Genomic DNA, 18,683 nt, shown 5'->3' with positions numbered 1-18,683 from the left:
TTGAATTAAATAATACCCTAGCAAGGTATAGAGATAGGGAAAGGCAAAGCTTGTCTGCCCAAGTTATAAGGTTATCCGATCTTAAAGAGTTTGAAAAAAGCTTTACGGAATGTTCAGACATCGTAGAGTTTTTATGTTAAAAAAAGTTGATTATTGTTCTAATAAAAAAGAGTATACTATCAAGGTTATAATATACTCCGATATTTTACTGCAAAGCTATTCTTAAAGTTTTAATGTTATTTTTCATCAGGCTGAAATAGTCTTCACCTGACTCGATTTCCTCATTAGTAAGTGACTCCAGGTTATGGAGCCATAATGCATCTGCTCCCACCTGTTCGCGTACAGTTTCCGCTATATTTGCAGGAATATTTTGTTCGAATACTATAAAATTAATTTCATTTTCTTCTACAAAATTAATAACCTCCTCAATTTGTTTAATAGAGGGTTCGTTAGATGGAGAAAGACCAGAAATTGCAACCTGGTGAATCTCATAACGATCTTCCCAATAACCATAGGCTGCATGAGAAACAACAAAGACATCTTTAGTCACTTCTTCTCGCATATCTTTAAATTGTTGATCAAGGCTCTCCAAGTCATCTTTAAGAGATTTAAAATTAGCTGTGAATTCTTCTTCAGCTTCTGGCATTAAGTCGATCAATTCTTCTTTAATATTCTCAGCTATTTGTATTGAACGAATAGGATCAATCCATATATGGGGGTCGCCATCAATATGTTTGTCTTCGTTATGGAGATCCTCAGCAATTTCATTATTTGCATGATTATCCTCATTATGATGATCTTCGTTATGGTCATTCTCATTATGATTATTTTCTCCGTGGTCATCATGTATATCATTTTCATCGGCATCAATTAATTGGATACCTTCAGAAACCGTGACCATTCTGGCTTTTTCGTTCTCCAAAGTTTCTTGAATACGTTCTGCAAATCCTTCAAAACCAGCACCATTAATAATAAAAAGATCAGACTCAGCAATGTCAATCATTTGATTGGCAGTAGGTTCAAAAGAATGAGCATCTGAATTAGGAGGGATAATGTTTACTACATTAACTAAATCACCACCAATCCGACTCGTGAATTCTTCTAACGGATAAAGTGTTGTGTATACCTGCAAGGGGATGCTTTCTTCATCTGTTTGTTGTGAGTTTTCAGGCGCGTTGTTTTCCTCAGAGCCAATTGTGGAAGAGTTATTATCTGCGCTTGTTTCTGGTTCATTTCCTCCACATGCTACTAACAAAAAAGTTGTGAATAGCAAGGTAAAAAGTAAGATTGGGTGTTTCAATGTCCATGCCACCTTTCAAGTGAAAAATATATATAATTATAAAAGGTAGTGTATCGTAATGATTACGATTTGTAAATAGTAATCATTATAATTTGTTTTTCAGACGGGAAGATCTTCTGGAACCGAGTGGGTCTCGCTTATGAAGGAGATAACTGCACAGTTATAGTAAAGAAAGCATTGAGGATTAGAATGTCGGGGTGGACTAAGCTTTATCACGATGATATCTACCAGGTTAAATTATACATACTAATGTTTCATATCTGGATTATTTCCACCTTTCCTGGTAACAAAAGGGCTAGAAGATTCAAAGTCCCGGAAACCAACTTAATTCCATATTAATTTTCAATGGAAATTCTCAGTAATAAGGCTTTTGCATGATTGCCAGGTAGTTTAGATTATCTAAACTTCACAGTTTCCCCACAAATTTTGTTACTGTGTACTTAAAAAAGCAAAAAGGATGCAAATGTAGTCATATTTTGTCTTTATTTTACAGGACCTTCGTTACTTTAAAACGGTAATCTATTCCAATATGATTGGAAAATATTTCAGTATAGTAACAGAGTCTTTTAAGTTCATTGACAATCTCAAAAAAGAGTTTTTTTTATACATGTTTGCATGTAATATTAAATCTGCAAGCGGGACAAGCATAGATGCAGCAAAAAACAAAGCTTATTTTCAAAACTTCATAGAGTATATATAAATATTTTAAATGAGAAAGTGGGAGAGAAAAAATGAAAAAATTCATCATGAGTATAACTTTAGCAGGAGCACTTTTCGCTGTACCTTCTTTATCAGAAGCTTCTTTAAACATCGGTGACAGAGGAGACGACGTAAGGCAACTTCAATCATCATTAAACGAGAATGGTAAAAATATCGCAGTGGATGGAATCTTTGGCCCACAGACACTTGGTGCAGTTAAGGCATATCAGCTGGCAAACAGCATCTCCAGCCCTGCGGGAAATTTTTATGGAACAGCAGGACCAGCAACCCTTGGTTCATTAGGTCTCTCGAACAGCTCTGACGGAACATCAAGAGCCACAAGGAATACACAAACAGCGAGCAGCTCAGCATCAACAGCAAGCAGCAGTTCCAGCGCTGTTATTTCAACAGCTAGAGGCTTAATAGGAAGCTCTTATGTATGGGGAGGAACGACCCCAAGCGGTTTTGACTGCAGCGGCTTCATACAGTATTCATTCGCCCAAAATGGTAAAAGCATCCCCCGTACAGTAGCACAAATGTGGAGTGCTGGGACTTCAGTTTCAAACCCACAACCTGGTGATATAGTATTTTTTGAAACAAGAACTGGTCCTTCCCACGCAGGTATCTACCTTGGAAACAACCAGTTCATCCACTCCGGAGCTTCTACAGGAGTAACTATCTCTGATATGAACAGTTCTTACTGGAGCAATGCTTATATTGGTGCTAAAAGATTATAATAGTCACTGACATATACGAAGCACTACGGTTTTCTTACCGTAGTGCTTTTATACTTCTGTGAATTTTATTTTTTATACTAAATTATATAAAACAGGACACAAGTTTTTGAAAACTTCATAAATAATTCAATTTATTATAATAAAATATATGAGTACCAATTTAATACTAATTGACACTTAACAGTGGATCGATACATTTTCAAGAGTAAATAATGAAAGAAGGAAACGTATGCTGCAAAAAAAACTTGCAACAAAAATTACTGTGGTAGTAATGGTGATTCTCCTCTCCCTTGTTGTTATTCTGATTAGCGGGGCAAACTGGATTACAAAAACACACTACCAGGACCATGTGGAGAGGGAGATTTCTGTAAGGGCTGCAGCCCATGCTAATTTCATTGAGCAGCACTCGGATGATTTAGCAATCGATTACATAGAAGAAATTGAGGAAGGGAAAAATAGCGTTTTTATTATTTTGGACAGTGATCTATCAGCTATCAGCCAATCAGCAAATGTGTCAGGGGAACTCTGGAATTTAATAACGGATTGGCTAATTGAAAACAGAGAGTCGATTGAGCGCTTGGAAAACGAACCATTTATCGATCATGTAGATACTTATATTGTCCATCACATTCCCCATGTTTGGGCAATCATGCCAATATCCGATTCTGCAACAGATGAAGTAAGGGGATATATTTTTCTGGACCAAGATACGGGGGATATCAATCAAGCAAGGATCAAGCTTGTAATATTACTATTGTTGATGAGTATTGCTGCAGTTGGGGTCGGTTTGATTTTAACTAAATATTTGACAAGGAAAGTTTCACGTCCATTAAATGAAATTAGTAAAATGACAGAAAAGATTGCGGAAGGTAACTTTGAAATTAAACTAAATGTTAGCGGGAAAGATGAAGTCAGTCATTTGGCAGACAGTATTCAGTCAATGACACGTCAATTAAAAGTGTATCGTGATTCAAGAAGGCAATTTATTTCCCACATCTCTCATGACCTTCGTACGCCAATTACGTATATCAAAGGTTATTCTGCAGTAATGAAGGAAAGTGAACAAATAAACCATGAAGAATGGAAGAGAAATATAAATGTAATCTATCATGAGGCGAGAAGGATGGAAAAGTTAGTAAGCGATCTTTTCTTACTGACAAAACTGGATGAAGGGAAAATGGTATTGGAAAAAGAACTAATTCCAATTGATGCTTGGCTTAAACATATTTACCAAAGCAGAATTCTACTTTTTGAACAAAAACTGATTAAACATAGTCTGAATATTTCTGGGGAATGCAAAGGCTTAAAGGTTATATTTGATCCTAATAGAATGGAACAGGCTTTGGTGAATCTCATGGAAAACGCTATTCGTCATACGCCAATAAATGGAGAAATCAATATTTCTCTTTCAAAAAAGCATGGCCATATTGTTTTATCATTGAAGGACACTGGCGAAGGTATTGCTGAAGAAGACATTTTAAATATTTGGGACAGATTCTATAAGGCGGATAAATCCAGAAAACAAAATGAAAATAGTGCTACAGGACTTGGATTAGCGATAGTCAAAGAGATAGTTGAACTGCATGATGGCTCGGTTTCAGTTGACAGTGTTAAAGGAGAAGGGGCGGAATTTTTTCTATACCTCCCAGTTGAATAAATGACCAATTAGAGTTAGTTATGAAACCAGATGGTATTAACTTTTTCATGTTAATAAAATGACTTCATGACAGCAGAACGTTATTAACAAACTCGTCAAATATGCGAGCAATAACTTCAAGGTTTCTTCATATCTGTGACAGATAATAAAGGTATACAAGGTGCCAATGGTTAGAAGCTGAAAAGACTGGTACTGGAAAAATGAGGTGTAGTGATGATGAATACAATACAGCCACTGAACCCGGTTGCATTTGAGTTAGGACCTGTGACAGTATATTGGTATGGTATTTTAATTGGTCTCGGAGCGCTCCTTGGATACTTATTAGCTAATTCGGAAGCGAAAAGGCGGGGGCTGCCTAAAGACACTTTTGCTGATTTATTACTTTTTGCACTGCCAATTTCCATTATTGGTGCGCGAATCTATTACGTATTTTTCAGATGGGAGCACTTTGCCGATAATCCTGCAAAAATATTTGCAATCTGGGAAGGCGGGCTTGCGATTCATGGAGGATTAATTGCAGGCGCAATAACAGCTTTAGTTTTTGCGAGAAAGAGAAACCTGTCTTTCTGGAAGATTGCAGATATAGCGGCACCAAGCATTCTTTTGGGACAGGCTGTGGGACGTTGGGGCAACTTTATGAATCAGGAAGTATATGGAGGGGAAGTTTCCCGAAGCTTTTTAGAAAGTTTGATGCTACCTGATTTAGTTATAAATCAAATGTATATAAATGGGGCTTACCACCATCCTACTTTCCTTTATGAATCTTTATGGAACCTGCTTGGAGTTGCAATACTATTGCTGCTTCGGAGGGCAAACCTACGAAGAGGGGAAATGTTTATCTCGTATGCTATCTGGTATTCCATCGCAAGATTTATAATAGAAGGAATCCGGACGGATTACCTCCTTGTATTTGGAGTAGTTAAGACTGCTCAAGCAGTTTCTATTCTTACACTAATCGGAGGAGTAATCATACTTTTTTACAGGAGAAGAGCAGGATTGGCGGAAGAACGGTATTTAAATAACACTAAAATACAGAGTGACCGGAAAAAGAAACATAGGATCAGCTAACATTAATTTACTATACAAAACTGCTTGAGGGAAAAGAACCACATTAACTGATTAGTTTATACCACAACACCTCCTGAAAATATTTTCAGGAGGTGTTGTTTCAGTTTGTTCCATTTAATTTAGTGCTAAATTTATCTTCTTGTATACTTCTTGGATCGGGAAGCGGCTTACCGATAAGGTAATGGCTGAATTTAAAGAAAGATAATAATTTTGCTAGTAAAACTGAAAACATAAGCGATGACAGAAAAGAAATTACAAAATAAATAAAAGGACTTGTTCCTTCAATAGGCGGAAGATAAAACAGAAAGATTTTATGAAGTAAATAAATATTGAAGGAATATTTACTAATAACCAAAATAAACTCTGGTGTCTTTCTGTACTTTGAGGTTAAATATAAAATGACCATTATAACTCCCGCAGTATAAATGGGCATATCCAGTCTTTTGGAGGAAACTACAGTTACTATATCTGCTCTGACTAATAATATTAACAGGAGCAGAGCCAAGGGGGGAACAGTAAAAATAAGAGCTCTGTACTGCTTGATTTTTTCTTTTAAAAGGTCAAAATGTAGGCCGCTGTAATATCCTAAGATAAAGTAAAATATCCAGCCAATAAATGGCATCCAGTACCCCCTTGCCCATAAATATTCCCCTAACGCCCCAGGAAATGGCTCTGTAAAATTAAATAACGCTAAGTAAAGCAAATTAATAATAAATGAAATAAAGATAACAGGCTTTACAGGCAAGGTCTTCAAGAAACGGGAAAACAAAATATGCAGAATATAAAATTGAAAAATTATTAAAATGAAATACCCGGTATATCCCCCTAAAAGGAGATTGAAAAAAGTTTTCTGAAAGAATTCCCTTTGTGAATTACTTTCTATAACTGCAAATACTGCTCCCATAAACACATAAGGAAAAAGTAAGTATTTAACTCGCTTTATAAGAAAACCTTGTGGAATCTTTGTTGGATAAGCGCGGGAAATTAATAACTCTGATATAAAAACAAAAGCAGGTGTTCCAAAAAAAGCCATAAATCTAAGCATTATTAATAAATATTCTTGAAATTGGCTGTCAGAGCTATCATTATTAATGAGGGTTGTATTAACAGCATGAGTAATAACTACAGCCATACAAGCTATTGCTCTCAGCCAGTATGCTTCGTAAATTATTTTTTTGCTAATTGAAGGCAGCTCCTTTTTTCGGTTCTCATAATACATCGTTTTAATCTAAACAAAACTTTATGAAGAAAGTTTGAAGGCAACTTAAATAGCAATTTATTTGTGGAGGTCTTTTCTTTACAAAGTTATAGAATATTGTTAAACAATTTAATATGGGGAATAATATTTCAACCTAAGAAAGGCCCACGGCGTGGTGAACTTGAGATAATATTTTATTTTTCTTCAAATTTTCTTCATATTTTTAATGCATAATTTAAAGACAAAAGTGAAAGGGAGAGTTGCTAGTTGGATAATAAAGAGGCGAAGATGTTTGCATTTTTTAGTGCTATTCTAATAATACTCACAGGCTGTACAACAGGTGAGGAAGAGCCTCCTGCAGTTGTGGACGGACCGGAGCGGGATCTTAGTGAAGAAGCTGAACAGCCGAATGAGGATAATGAACAACAGGTCAGGGAGGCTGTAGAGGAGATTGAACATATCCATGATATGGCTTTTGATAGAGAGGAAGAAGGCATCTTATATGTAGGAACCCATTACGGCCTGATGCATGCAGACTTAAACAGCGGTGAGTTTTATTGGCAGGGGACGGAGGAAGACCGGCATGACTTTATGGGTTTCCTCATCACAGCTGAAAATATCTTCATGAGCAGTGGGCACCCGGGGCATGGTTCTGAATTGGAAAACCCACTCGGAGTTATGAAAAGTGAAGACCATGGCGGCACATGGGAAACAGGGGCCTTATATAGTGAGGTAGATTTTCACCTAATGGATGCAAATGAGGGAGACTCTGAATACCTTTACGGTTTTGATGCCTATGGTGGAAGAATGTTTAAGTCTCAAGATGGCGGAGAGGATTGGTCGGAAGTCAGTGCAGAAGGCATAAATGACCGGTTTCATGAACTTTATTCAATTATATCTGATCCTGAGGATTCTGAACGAGTACTAGCAGGTATGGCTAATGGAATTTACGAGTCTCTTGATGGCGGAGAAAATTTTAATTTATTTAACAATGAACTTACTATGACAAGTGTGAGCCAGGGGCCTGATGGAATCTTATTCGCTAACGGAATAGGCCGAATAGAGGGGTTAATGAAGAGCACTGATTTCGGTGAGACATGGGAAGTTGTTGGTGAGCTGCCTGAGGAGGCTGCACCTGTACTGGCTATTGCAGTTGACCATAACAATACGGATACTCTGGCGATAGGTACTGCTTCAGATTCTATATACTGGTCTGATGATCAGGGAAAGACATGGCAACTGATTGTGGAGAATGGAGAACCAGCTTAATACAACAAAGAGAGGATGATTATGATGAAGAAATCCAGTATTTTATCAGTACTTGCGGCTTCAAGTATTTTCCTTGCAGCTTGTAATAATGATGCAAACGACACAACAACAAATGACGGCGCTAACAATAACAACGAGATGAATAATGTGGAAATGAATAACGACGACGAGCATGCCGGGCACGGAGAAAATAACGATATGCATAATGATAATGAAATTGATAATAACGACCATGGCGGTCATGGTGACCATGGCGATAATAACAACGAGGTAAATGAGGAGCATGAAGGGCATGGAGCAGGTGGAAGAGAGGAAATAGAGGCTGAAGCATCAGAAGGCCCTCAATCGTTTAATGATAATGCTCTTGACGGACTTCAAATAGAAAATACGAAAAATGTTACTAGAATCAATAACGATGATCCAGTTACATTTTCAATTCTGGCTTCACAGACCATTTGGCCGGCAACTCACGAAGGAAACCAACCAGGAACTGTTATCCTTGGTCCCGCTGATTCATGGCAGCACTCCCTAGCAGCATTGACGCTTGTTCATCATCCGAACGATGGCCCGCTCCTCTATACAGATGGCTCCATCTCCGAAGATGTTCTTCAAGAGATAGAAAGGCTTCAGCCATTAGGAAATTCCGAGGGCACCCAAGTGATGGTTATGGATGACCTTCCGGAAAATGAACTGGACAAGCTGTCCGGTTTTGAAGTGGAACAAATTACAGCGGATAACCCTGCAGAATTTGCTGCAATGGTTGACCAGTATTACGCAGATATTACTGGGGACCTTCCGCAAAGTGTAATTATAGGATCTTCCGCAGACGATGCCCAGCTAATGACATCAGTGGCTGGAGATTGGATTTCCCACATGGATGAGCCATTGTTATATGTAACTGAAACTGATATTCCTGAGGCAACAATTGAAGCCTTGGGAAAGCGGAATGGAGGAGCTAACATCTATATAGTAGGCTCTGAAAACGAAGTTTCAGGAAACATTGAAGAGGAGCTGGCTGATTACGGACCAGTGACCCGTATAGGGGGCGATACACCAACAGAACTTTCTATTGCCTTTGCATATTATTTTGATGAAGAAACAGGCTTTGGATGGGGAATTGATGAGCCTGGACATGGCTTGACTTTCGCTTCAACGGCTAACCCTGAACTGGCACTTCCTGGTGCTCCGCTTGCACATTTAGGAAAACATTCTCCTATGATCTGGTTGGAAGAAGGAGAACTAAATCAGGCGGTATTTGATTATTTAGCACAATTAAAGCCAGCATATGAAGATAATCCAACTGAAGGACCATACAATCATGGTTATATCTTTGGAAGTACGGACTCAATCACCTTCCAGGTACAAGGGGTTATTGATGAAAAACTTGAAATTGTTTCTCTCTCAGGCGATGACCATGGTGGGCATTAAACGATAATTAAGTTAATTCAAACGTTAGCAACTGTATTGAGAACTCTAGAAAGAGATAGCCACTAGTAACCTTTAGTCATATAATTGTCCACTAAGCAGCAGCTACAGATGTTAATTCTTTTGTTTTGATTATAGGGGAAATAAATTCTGTTTTAAGTAAGCGCCACTATATTTGTTATAAATTATGTGCCTGCAATCATTTCGACACATGCGGAGTGCGTTAAAGAATTGTAAAAGAAGCAGCAGGTTTTGAAGTGACCCCTAAAAGTTAGACACGGTTATTTTGTCAGGCTGCTTGCTCAAAATGAGTCCGGTATTGCACCGGACTCATTTTGAATTTTGCCTTCATCCGTTTCGTATTATAGTAATTCATATATTTTTCCAGTTCTAGCTTAAAATGCTCTATACTTTCAAATTCCTTATAATAGAGAAATTCTGATTTCATGATTCCAAAGAAGTTTTCCATCACCGAATTATCGTAACAGTTCCCTTTACGAGACATACTTTGTATAATCCCTCTTTCTTGGAGGGCATGACAATACTGTTTCATCTGATAATGCCAACCCTGGTCTGAATGCATTAGTAGTTCATGCTCTTCTGGTAGCCCCTCCAGAGCTTTCTCTAACATCATCGAAACAAGTGAATATGTTGGTCTTGAGCCGATTGTATATGTAATAATTTCTCCGTTAAATAAATCTAAGACAGGAGATAAATAAAGCTTCTCACCAAATAATTTAAACTCTGTTATATCCGTTACCCACTTCTGATTTGGGGCATCTGCTGTAAATTGACGATCTAAATGATTCGGCGCTATTTTTCCTACAGTGCCTTTGTATGATTTATATTTTTTCAGGCGTACCAGGCATTTTAGCCCAAGTTCCTTCATGATACGCTGAACCTTTTTGTGATTCACTTTTTGCCCGCGATTCGCTAGCTCATCACGAATGCGGCGGTAACCATAACGACCTTCATGTTCTTCGTAAATGGCTTTAATTTCAGCCTTCAAATCGCCATCCGGATCTGGACGATTCATTCGCTTAACTAAATCATAGTATGTGCTGCGTGGAATACCAGCGAGCTTCACCAGTGCTTTCACCGGGTATTTATGCCTTAACTCATAGACTACTTGCGCTTTGTCTTGTTTGGTGACTTTTTTTGAACTAAGGCATTCAACTTTTTTAAATACTCATTTTCCATTTCCAGTTGTTTTATACGCGCTTCATATGCCTCAACTGATCCTTCAGCTGGTGCTTGCTTTGATTGTTTAGTAAATTTATTTTTCATAGATGGACGTCCCTTTTGAATCGGTTCAAGGGCTTCTATACCACCAACCTCCATCTTTTTCTGCCAATCATACACCATTGTAAAACTGGAGAGTTTAAAGAGAGCTGCGGTATCCATTAATGAGGCACCGGTTTGAACCATGTAGTTTAGTACGTCTAGTTTAAATCTAACAGAACAGTTTGTATAGGTATTTCTAAGTCCGTCTTCTCCATGTAATTCAAATAACTTCAACCAATATTGGAATTGTGCTCTGGTTACACCTATCTGTTTTGCATATTCTTTTTGGGAAATTATTTTCGAATTATACCCTTGAACGAGCAGTAATTTCGTATCATTTGTAAATTTAGTCATAAATAAATGCACCCCAATCGTTATTTTTGTCTAACAATTGGGGTGCAGTTCATTTCAAAGGGTTCCTGCTGCTTTTATTTTATTTCAAAAGAGAAGACTATAAATTTTAATCTACTCTCTTCATTAACTTTTATGCGCTCAATAAAGTTAAATACTCTGATACTCTGCTATACCATACAATCCGATACGGTTATTTTGTAACTATGGATTATGTAGTATTTTTGAATTAATTAGACCTATATCCATAATTTGTTCAATAGTATGCAACAGGCTAGATTAATCTGTTTTACAACGTAGTAGACTTATACTACGCAACAAATTACTTCAAAAGTAAAGAAGTAGCTTTTTGTTTAGAGGTGATTGGTTTCAATAAACGGGGCAGATTTTAGAGTAACTTACTCCCATAATAAATAACAATTTCAATAGGAACTGTTGTATTTTCTTTTTTAATCTAATTATATTTTGTCAAGTATACTAACTTCAGTATATAGTATGCCTATCTGGCCAAGTGTAACAAATAACACAAAATATCGTATTTTTCGAATTGACAAACAACTAATAACTGGTAAAATGAAGATACGAACATACTTTCTTTTGTCGTCTTAGGTTACCTAAATTATTTATATACTATTATAAGGAGTGGTAGTAATGTCAAAAGATAATAAGCCAGAACATCCACATGGACAACCACCTAAGGGTAAACCAGATGGACCACCTTCACCACCAGGTTTAGGGAAAGATAAACCAACAAAAGTGGATGAAAAGAAGTTTGCCTAATGGAACCTTGGTACATTGAGTTAAAAGATAGGTTTGATTGGGAGAGAGAAGCCCTGAATAATCAGGGTTTTTCTTTGCAAAGTGATATACTAGAGAACCAGAAAAGAGTAGTTTTTACAGGTGTAGTTAATGTTAACAATAAAGACTACAAACTTGATATAGAATATCCGGAGGGGTTCCCTTATTTCCCACCTGAATGCTTTTGTCAGGATAAGGACTTTTGGAATAAGAAGCATATTCTACCGAATGCCGGGAAGCTGTGCTTATATGTAGATTGGGAAGATAATAGAAACAAAACAGGGATTGATATTCTAGAGAGAGCAAAAGTATGGATTGAGAAAACTTTAACGGATTCATTTTCCCCTTCAGAGGAGATTGATGGACCTGAGCCAAAACAATATTCACTTTTTTCTGTAAAACACAAAGGTGTATTAATAGCACCAGAAAGTGTTTATCAACCAGATTGGAAAGGTAAAGAAGGTAACTTCACTATTAACATACAAAAACTTTCAGATGAATCAAATGAAAGGTTCCTTTTCAAAGGTCTTTTGACTAGAATCCATTGTAATAGAACAGATCTTCTAAATGAGAGAGAGTTAGATCTTTTAAAGCAAAACACTCGTGAATATAGCGGTAAATGTTTTGAAGTAGATACTGCTCCACCATATTTTGAAGACCAGAATGAATTGGTAGAGTGGTTGGAACAACAAGGACATAAAAATGTAAAAGTAAAATGTGAGCAGGCTTCTGTACACCTTAAGGATAAAGTAATACGAAATAACCCTAATGTTGAGATCGGCGCACTATTAGGGATTAAATATAACGATGAAGTTGAGCAAAAAGGAAATTATGAAAATCGATTCTTAGTAGTCGGTTTAAAGAGTAGTAAGGTTGCTAATAAAAGACCTTTACATTTTCCTTATGTTGTATTTAAGTCGGAGGAGATTTCGCAAAATAAACTGTTTAAAAGAAGCCCAAGCTAGCAGTCTTTAAGTAAGCAACATGTTTTGGTTCTAGGATTAGGAACTATTGGTTCTTCAGTTGCTGTTGATCTAGCCAAAGCTGGTATGGGAAAGCTTACTTTGATTGATAATGATTCAGTAAGTGTCGGGAATGTCATAAGACAGGAACCTAGTATACACTATGTGGGACTGCCTAAGAAGCAATCAATTGAGCTAATAGTAAAATCTCATAATCCTTATACTAATGTTCAAGCTTTTAACGAACATTGGGGAAATTGAGTAGATGAGGAAATTGTCCAAGAACACTTAAAAGATTTTGATTTAATTGTTTGTGCAGTCGGTAACCATCATACCGAATACTATTTAAACCACATGGCTTATCACTATAATATACCAATTGTCTATTCGTTCGTAGGTCCAGGTGCTTGGAGTGGAAGAGCTTTTAGAGTGGTACCAGGAGAAACAGGTTGCTACTATTGTCACCTAGAACATATTGGTGATGATGAAGAACTCCAGTCAGTTGAGCCTAATGAGAACCAAGAAATATATGATGACGGTTGTGCTACACCTGCATTTATTGGTAGTGGTATAGATACAGGTATAATTGCTAATTTTACAACCCGATTAAGTATTCAAACTTTGCTTTCAGAAGAGAAAGATTCCTATGAACAAACTGAAAATGACCATATCTTTTGGATAAGTCAAGGGAAGGGTGGTAATATGAAGCTTGTTCAGAAGAAGATAGATAAACATCCTGACTGTGATCATTGTAATAGGAGTTAAAAATGTCATATAAAATCTTTATTCATTATAAAGTTATGGACTCCTTTTTCAATGAGACAAAATTATTTGGTCTTAAAGAAACAGGAGGAGTTTTAATTGGGTATCGGGTAGGGAATGAATTTGTTATTACAGATAATACAGGTCCTGGTCCAAATGCCAAGCATCAATTGTTACACTTTGAGAGAGATGTTGACTATTGTAATAACAAGATAGAGGAAATATTTGAGCAGTCGAATGGGGGATTAAATTATCTTGGCGAGTGGCATACACACCCTTTAGGAAAGCCCGTTCCTAGTCCACAAGATAATAAGTCTATGTTTGAAATATCTGAAACTGACTCTTACCAAAATGATTGTCCACTCCTTATCATTGTACGGAAAAAACGTAATGATATATCGATCGGAACTTTTATTTATCTGAACAGTAAGAGGAAGAAGCTAGATTATATAATATATGAGGAGTAATATTCGAATGCAGGAACTGTGAATAGGCAGTTCCTTTTCTTGTTGTTATTTGTAATTTGTAATCACATCATAGAGCCACATACCCACAAGGGTTTGTTAATAAATTTGCATAATTAATAAAAAAACAAAGTCATTTGTTACGCAGTACAACAATACCATTCAATATAAAATGTTATTTCACTATTGCGTGATTTCGAAAGACCACAGCTTAATTTCACAGTAAGAAAATGAGATTAAGCTTTTTTACTTTAAACTCGTTGACAACAAGTGGCAAATTCTGTGGTAACTTTTGGTAAAAAACATCGCATAGATGGTAATGCAGTAATCGGTAGTTAATCCGGTAATAATTACCGAAGTAATGTTTTTAGTTATTTCTATACATTCTTCCCTATAAAGCTGCGGTGAAGCACAAACTTGTTACTGGAGGATAAGAATAAAACCAGAATGATATACCGCACATAGATAATATGAGGGTATCATTGTGGCAGTAAATGTTTTCTTTGAGAAGTAGCTTTAAAAAGCAGCAACATAGTGTAGAAACACAAGCAAATAGATACTCCATTTCTAATAATGAATTGAGCCAAAATCTGTAAAGCAAAAATCAAGAGGGTTTCCTGTATATAGCCTGCCAGCATATATATATTGAATACCTTTTTGAATACCCCTTGAATACCCTTTGTGTGAAATAGAAAAAAATCCCATCAAATATTAAAGGGAGAAATGCTGATTTTAAGCGGTTTATCGATTTCCATAAAACGGAAAAGAGCCCCACCTCTTAAAGAGCGTAAGAAATACGGTCTTAAAGCTGCTCGTCGTGCACCTCAGTTCCCAAAGCGATAATAAACTTACGTTTGGAAGGCTCTCAACCGATTTCGGTTGGGGGTCTTTTTTGTGCTCCGGTATAGTGGTGATCACGCATAGGAGTTTCAAATAGATTACTTGGACAGCATGAAGGATAATGATTATAGTTTGAACAAAAGATATAACAGCCTGCTAAATTAACCTGGTGATGCTTTTGAGGGGGAAGAAATTCAGAAGAAGAACGTCGGCCTCAGTTTTTTCAAAGCTTTCTATCCTTTATCCTTGTGTTTGAACAGCATGTAATGGAATAATGGAAATCAAAGGCAAGGTCTGGCGAATCATGTTTATATACAATTCCTTTTATATGAGTTACTGAAAGTATAGACAGATTAAAACAGGAGGTACGAAAATAAAATGAGCAGGTTTCCTAAAGATGCAATGCGTATGCTGAAAGAGACGAGCAGAACATTTTATATTCCCATTACTTTCTTGCAGAAGGAGTTAAAACAATCGGTCGCAGCTGCTTATTTGGTATTTCGGGCTATTGATGAAATTGAAGATCATGAAGAAGTGGACAATGAGGTAAAACATACTATCCTGATGCAAGTAAGTGATTTATTTAAGCATGGATTTAATAGGGAAGAATATAAGGAAATTATTGAACCGGTAAAAGACCGGATGCCGGAAGTCACGCTCCGATTAGAAGAATGGCTGGAAGCCTGCCCCAAGGATGCCCGGCCAATCATCAGTAATGCTGCATGTGAGATGGCTTTTGGTATGGCAACGTGGTCAAAAGCAAATTGGGAAATCCGCACTCGTGAGGATTTGGACAACTATACATATTACGTTGCGGGGCTTGTTGGAGTTATGCTTTCGGATCTCTGGGAGTACTATGGTGGGGAAAAAACAGACAGGGACCTTGCCATCAGTTATGGAAGAGGGCTTCAGGCTGTGAATATACTGCGGAATGAGCAGGAAGATTTGGAAGAACGGGGGGTAAGCTTTGTGCCTGATGGCTGGACACGTACAGAGCTGTTCGCATACGCAGATGAAAATCTGGCAAAAGCAGATGAATATATGAAGTCTCTTAGTAAAAAAAGCATTATATTATTTTGCCGTCTGCCCCTCTCCCTGGCTCATAAAACATTAAATGCGCTGAAAGAGGGCCGTGAAAAAATGTCCCGTGCGGAAGTGGAACAAACCGTGAAAGAAGTTCAAATCGATTAACTCTCGATGTTGAGAGGGAAGAAGGTTTATATTATATGATCTTCCTCTGTATACAGGGGAGAAATTGTAAGGAATCTTGATGGCAAAGGCAGGTGTTGGCATTGGCCAGCTCAATCGAGCAAAGAAAATCTGAACATATTAAAATTGCGCTGAACGAAAAGGTTACGGGGGAATCTATCTCAACAGGATTTGATTCGCTTATGTTCATACACAATGCTCTCCCGGAAATCAATTTTGATGAAATCTCTCTGGAAACCACTTTTCTTGGATTTGAATGCAAAACGCCGTTTCTGATAAGTTCCATGACGGGCGGTACAGCCCTGGCTGAGAAGATAAACCGTAATCTGGCAGAGGCGGCCGAGATAAGAGGCTGGGCCCTCGCGCTCGGATCCACCAGAGCACTGCTTGACAGCGACGGGCACTCCTCCTCCTTCTTAATGAGGAAATACGCACCGAGTGTTCCGATAATTGCCAACCTGGGTGCCGTTCAGTTTAATTATGGCTACGGGATCGAGGAATGCAGGAAGATTATTGAGATAACCGAGTCTGATATGCTCGTTCTCCATTTGAACAGTATTCAGGAAGTAATACAGGATAAAGGCGATACTAACTTCAAAGGGATATTAAAGAAAATCGAAGAACTCTGCAGCACACTGGAGGTTCCTGTTGGGGTGAAAGAAGTAGGCTGGGGAATCGATGGACAGACAGCTAAAAATCTAATGGAAGCCGGGGTTTCGTTTATCGATGTCGCCGGAGCAGGAGGCACTTCCTGGAGCCAGGTGGAAAAATTCCGTTCGAAAGATCCTGTACGGCAGGCTGCAGCAGAAGCATTCAGCGAATGGGGCATTCCGACAGTGGAATCGATCAGGCAGGTTCGGGAACAAGTCGGGGGCCATCCGCTGATTGCCAGCGGCGGTATGCGGACAGGCCTTGACGGGGCCAAGGCCATCGCTCTGGGAGCTGACATGGCTGGGTTTGGCAGATCGATCCTGAAAGAAGCGACCGAGAGCCCGGAAGATGTTCTTAACGTGATGGAAATCAGGGAAATGGAACTTCGAATGGCGATGTTCGGAATAGGAGCGGAGACGATACGGGAATTGAAGGACTCCCCTCGTTTGAGGGAACAGCGCTAGAGTCTCAGCGGGCTCAGGAGAGAGCCTTTTTCGGATACAGTTATTAGCAGCTTAAAGAGAAGCTGAAATTTATATCTCTTACCGGAGACGCGGTGAGCAGTCAGCTCCGAAAGTCTACACCCTCTGTCCCCTTAAAGGACAGAGGTTTTTTATACTATAAACTCACGACCGTATATGAGCTGTAATTTTATCTGCCGCAATGATAAAATAATGCAGGAGTCTTTATTAGGAAAAGGGAGACAGACAAAATGAAAAATTTATACATATTTGATTTAGACGGAACGCTTTATGAAGGAACAGACCATTTTGACTACTATGCAGAACTGCTGATGCAGGATGTGCCTGAAGAGAATCGGGAAGCATTCTGGAACGACTATGAAAAAATGAAGGCTGGAGAGCATCCCGTAGCTATTGGAAAAGCCTATGATGTGGAAAATGATTTAGCCGTTACCGTGGATCCACTCACATTGAAGGCAGTGGAAGCCCATAAGTGGAACGGAGAAAAAGTCGATGCCCCTGAACGAATATATGGGGAGGAGCAGCTTGTATTTGATTTTAAGAAACTGGTGGCAATTGGAGATGGATGGTGGCTGCCATTTGCCAGTGCAAAACATTACGGAGTAAAAGACTGTTATCCGAGGTATCTGCAAACGAAAGAATACATGGTCAGCGAGGAGTTTACACTTGAAGCGATCTCCGGTCTTCGGGAATTCTTACTGGAGCTAAGAGAAAGGCATGATATAGCACTTATGACTAACAGTGACCGGGAAGACGTACTAAGACTTCTTGGCGAACTGGAGTTAACAGGGGTTTTTGATCATGTCATCACCTCCGCTCAAAAGCCGGCCAGGACGAAAGCATTCTTTGAAGAGCTTCAGAGCATTTATAAGATTCCTTTCGGCCAAATGGTTTCAGTTGGTGATAATTTTATTAACGAAATAGCACCAGCCTTATTACTTGGTATGAAAGCCGTCTATATATCTGAACACCCCCACCCGACAGAGCATAAAGACTTGTATCAGGTAAACAAAATAAATGACTGGACAAGCTCATTAAGAAAGAGCTGGCAGACATCTTAAAGTAGTTTTCCGGACTGGAGAGAAAGTCCGGAAAAATATAAATACCATTATATAAAGAGAACAAGAACGGCTGGATTTTATTATCCAGGCGTTCTTGTTTGTTTTATAGCGAATGTGCGTATTTACGGAACCTCGTTTTTTCTTTTTTAAAGGCTTTGTTAAAGTCCAATGTTGATTTTTACATGTATGCTGATTGTAGCGAAAGGAAGCGAGGCGCCTTCAGCTAATGCCTGTGGTGCAAGCGAGCGTCCTGTAGTGGAAATCAACAATAAAGTTTAACAGAGCTTTTTTAAAACATAGACCAGGAGTCACTTTTCGTTAGGTCGTTGTGTGCTTAGGCCTTTGGGATAAACGAGGATCTTTTTACGTGTATCAAAAGGAATTTCAGCAAAATCTTTATATTAACAGTTTTGCAAAAATTATTATGAAATCGCTTAAAATTACATTGACATTACAATGGTATTCA

General features: G+C 38.2%; 14 protein-coding genes and 2 pseudogenes. 13 read left to right on the top strand and 3 right to left on the bottom strand.

Going from position 1 to position 18,683, the window contains the following annotated elements:
* Positions 1 to 205: 205 nt before the first annotated feature.
* Positions 206 to 1,300, bottom strand: coding sequence for a metal ABC transporter solute-binding protein, Zn/Mn family (locus BK582_RS04240; RefSeq protein WP_078593132.1), 1,095 nt, complete (start codon positions 1,298 to 1,300; stop codon positions 206 to 208).
* A 731-nt stretch (positions 1,301 to 2,031) separates the two neighbouring features.
* Between BK582_RS04240 and BK582_RS04235 the strand changes: the two genes are divergently transcribed.
* From BK582_RS04235 to lgt, 3 genes are all read left to right on the top strand, one after another.
* Positions 2,032 to 2,736: a C40 family peptidase gene (locus BK582_RS04235; protein WP_244895340.1), complete on the top strand. Its 705-nt coding sequence runs from the start codon at positions 2,032 to 2,034 to the stop codon at positions 2,734 to 2,736.
* A gap of 229 nt (positions 2,737 to 2,965) precedes the next feature.
* A complete protein-coding gene (locus BK582_RS04230; protein ID WP_078593131.1) occupies positions 2,966 to 4,393 on the top strand; it encodes a sensor histidine kinase in 1,428 nt (475 codons plus the stop codon).
* A 213-nt stretch (positions 4,394 to 4,606) separates the two neighbouring features.
* Entirely contained in the window at positions 4,607 to 5,461 is an 855-nt protein-coding gene (gene lgt, locus BK582_RS04225) for a prolipoprotein diacylglyceryl transferase (protein ID WP_078593130.1), read from the top strand.
* 100 nt (positions 5,462 to 5,561) lie between these two features.
* Here lgt and BK582_RS04220 read toward each other — a convergent pair whose 3' ends face one another.
* Positions 5,562 to 6,680 carry an acyltransferase family protein gene (locus BK582_RS04220; protein ID WP_276328191.1) on the bottom strand — a complete coding sequence of 373 codons (1,119 nt, stop codon included), beginning with the start codon at positions 6,678 to 6,680 and terminating at the stop codon, positions 5,562 to 5,564.
* Positions 6,681 to 6,926: 246 nt separating this feature from the next.
* Here BK582_RS04220 and BK582_RS04215 point away from each other — a divergent pair, with 246 nt between their 5' ends.
* The gene (locus BK582_RS04215) at positions 6,927 to 7,928 is read left to right on the top strand and encodes a F510_1955 family glycosylhydrolase (protein WP_078593129.1); all 1,002 of its coding nucleotides are present in this window, start codon (positions 6,927 to 6,929) and stop codon (positions 7,926 to 7,928) included.
* Positions 7,929 to 7,949: 21 nt separating this feature from the next.
* Positions 7,950 to 9,356 carry a cell wall-binding repeat-containing protein gene (locus tag BK582_RS04210; RefSeq protein ID WP_244895338.1) on the top strand — a complete coding sequence of 469 codons (1,407 nt, stop codon included), beginning with the start codon at positions 7,950 to 7,952 and terminating at the stop codon, positions 9,354 to 9,356.
* 286 nt (positions 9,357 to 9,642) lie between these two features.
* Here the strand turns inward: BK582_RS04210 and BK582_RS04205 are convergent.
* Positions 9,643 to 10,991, bottom strand: a protein-coding gene (locus BK582_RS04205) for an IS3 family transposase (RefSeq protein WP_139368210.1) whose coding sequence is annotated in 2 segments (ribosomal slippage) — positions 9,643 to 10,538 and positions 10,538 to 10,991 — 1,350 coding nt in all. Because the reading frame shifts where the segments join, the coding sequence is not laid out codon by codon here.
* Between the two features lie 648 nt (positions 10,992 to 11,639).
* On the opposite strand from BK582_RS04205, the gene BK582_RS28010 reads away from it, so the two are divergent.
* The 8 genes and pseudogenes from BK582_RS28010 (at position 11,640) to BK582_RS04170 (ending at position 18,217) form a co-directional block, all read left to right on the top strand.
* A complete protein-coding gene (locus BK582_RS28010; RefSeq protein ID WP_276328190.1) occupies positions 11,640 to 11,768 on the top strand; it encodes a hypothetical protein in 129 nt (42 codons plus the stop codon).
* Entirely contained in the window at positions 11,768 to 12,751 is a 984-nt protein-coding gene (locus BK582_RS04200; RefSeq protein ID WP_078593128.1) for a ubiquitin-conjugating enzyme family protein, read from the top strand. Before BK582_RS28010 ends, BK582_RS04200 begins: the two co-directional genes overlap by 1 nt.
* A gap of 12 nt (positions 12,752 to 12,763) precedes the next feature.
* Positions 12,764 to 13,513: pseudogene (locus tag BK582_RS28285) on the top strand (ThiF family adenylyltransferase); the annotation flags it as partial.
* A 2-nt stretch (positions 13,514 to 13,515) separates the two neighbouring features.
* Positions 13,516 to 13,977, top strand: a complete 462-nt coding sequence (locus BK582_RS04185; protein WP_078593125.1) for a Mov34/MPN/PAD-1 family protein — start codon at positions 13,516 to 13,518, stop codon at positions 13,975 to 13,977.
* Between the two features lie 762 nt (positions 13,978 to 14,739).
* Positions 14,740 to 14,817 (top strand): annotated as a pseudogene (gene rpsI, locus BK582_RS26405) (30S ribosomal protein S9); the annotation flags it as partial.
* Positions 14,818 to 15,192: 375 nt separating this feature from the next.
* A complete protein-coding gene (locus BK582_RS04180) occupies positions 15,193 to 16,005 on the top strand; it encodes a squalene/phytoene synthase family protein (protein WP_078593124.1) in 813 nt (270 codons plus the stop codon).
* A gap of 101 nt (positions 16,006 to 16,106) precedes the next feature.
* Positions 16,107 to 17,138: a type 2 isopentenyl-diphosphate Delta-isomerase gene (fni, locus tag BK582_RS04175; RefSeq protein ID WP_078593123.1), complete on the top strand. Its 1,032-nt coding sequence runs from the start codon at positions 16,107 to 16,109 to the stop codon at positions 17,136 to 17,138.
* Between the two features lie 248 nt (positions 17,139 to 17,386).
* A complete protein-coding gene (locus BK582_RS04170; RefSeq protein WP_078593122.1) occupies positions 17,387 to 18,217 on the top strand; it encodes an HAD family hydrolase in 831 nt (276 codons plus the stop codon).
* The last annotated feature ends 466 nt before the right edge of the window (positions 18,218 to 18,683 follow it).

The organism is Evansella clarkii, assembly GCF_002019695.1.
Taxonomy (GTDB): domain Bacteria; phylum Bacillota; class Bacilli; order Bacillales; family Salisediminibacteriaceae; genus Evansella; species Evansella clarkii.
The sequence above is the reverse complement of the archived record's forward strand: the minus strand, read 5'-3'. Positions and strand labels throughout refer to the sequence as shown.

Coding starts and splice junctions, on each gene's coding strand:
- BK582_RS04235 (WP_244895340.1), top strand. CDS start 2,032: ATGAAAAAATTCATCATGAGTATAACTTTAGCAGGAGCACTTTTCGCT.
- BK582_RS04230 (WP_078593131.1), top strand. CDS start 2,966: ATGCTGCAAAAAAAACTTGCAACAAAAATTACTGTGGTAGTAATGGTG.
- lgt (WP_078593130.1), top strand. CDS start 4,607: ATGATGAATACAATACAGCCACTGAACCCGGTTGCATTTGAGTTAGGA.
- BK582_RS04220 (WP_276328191.1), bottom strand. CDS start 6,680: ATGTATTATGAGAACCGAAAAAAGGAGCTGCCTTCAATTAGCAAAAAA.
- BK582_RS04210 (WP_244895338.1), top strand. CDS start 7,950: ATGATGAAGAAATCCAGTATTTTATCAGTACTTGCGGCTTCAAGTATT.
- BK582_RS28010 (WP_276328190.1), top strand. CDS start 11,640: ATGTCAAAAGATAATAAGCCAGAACATCCACATGGACAACCACCTAAG.
- BK582_RS04200 (WP_078593128.1), top strand. CDS start 11,768: ATGGAACCTTGGTACATTGAGTTAAAAGATAGGTTTGATTGGGAGAGA.
- BK582_RS04185 (WP_078593125.1), top strand. CDS start 13,516: ATGTCATATAAAATCTTTATTCATTATAAAGTTATGGACTCCTTTTTC.
- BK582_RS04180 (WP_078593124.1), top strand. CDS start 15,193: ATGAGCAGGTTTCCTAAAGATGCAATGCGTATGCTGAAAGAGACGAGC.
- BK582_RS04170 (WP_078593122.1), top strand. CDS start 17,387: ATGAAAAATTTATACATATTTGATTTAGACGGAACGCTTTATGAAGGA.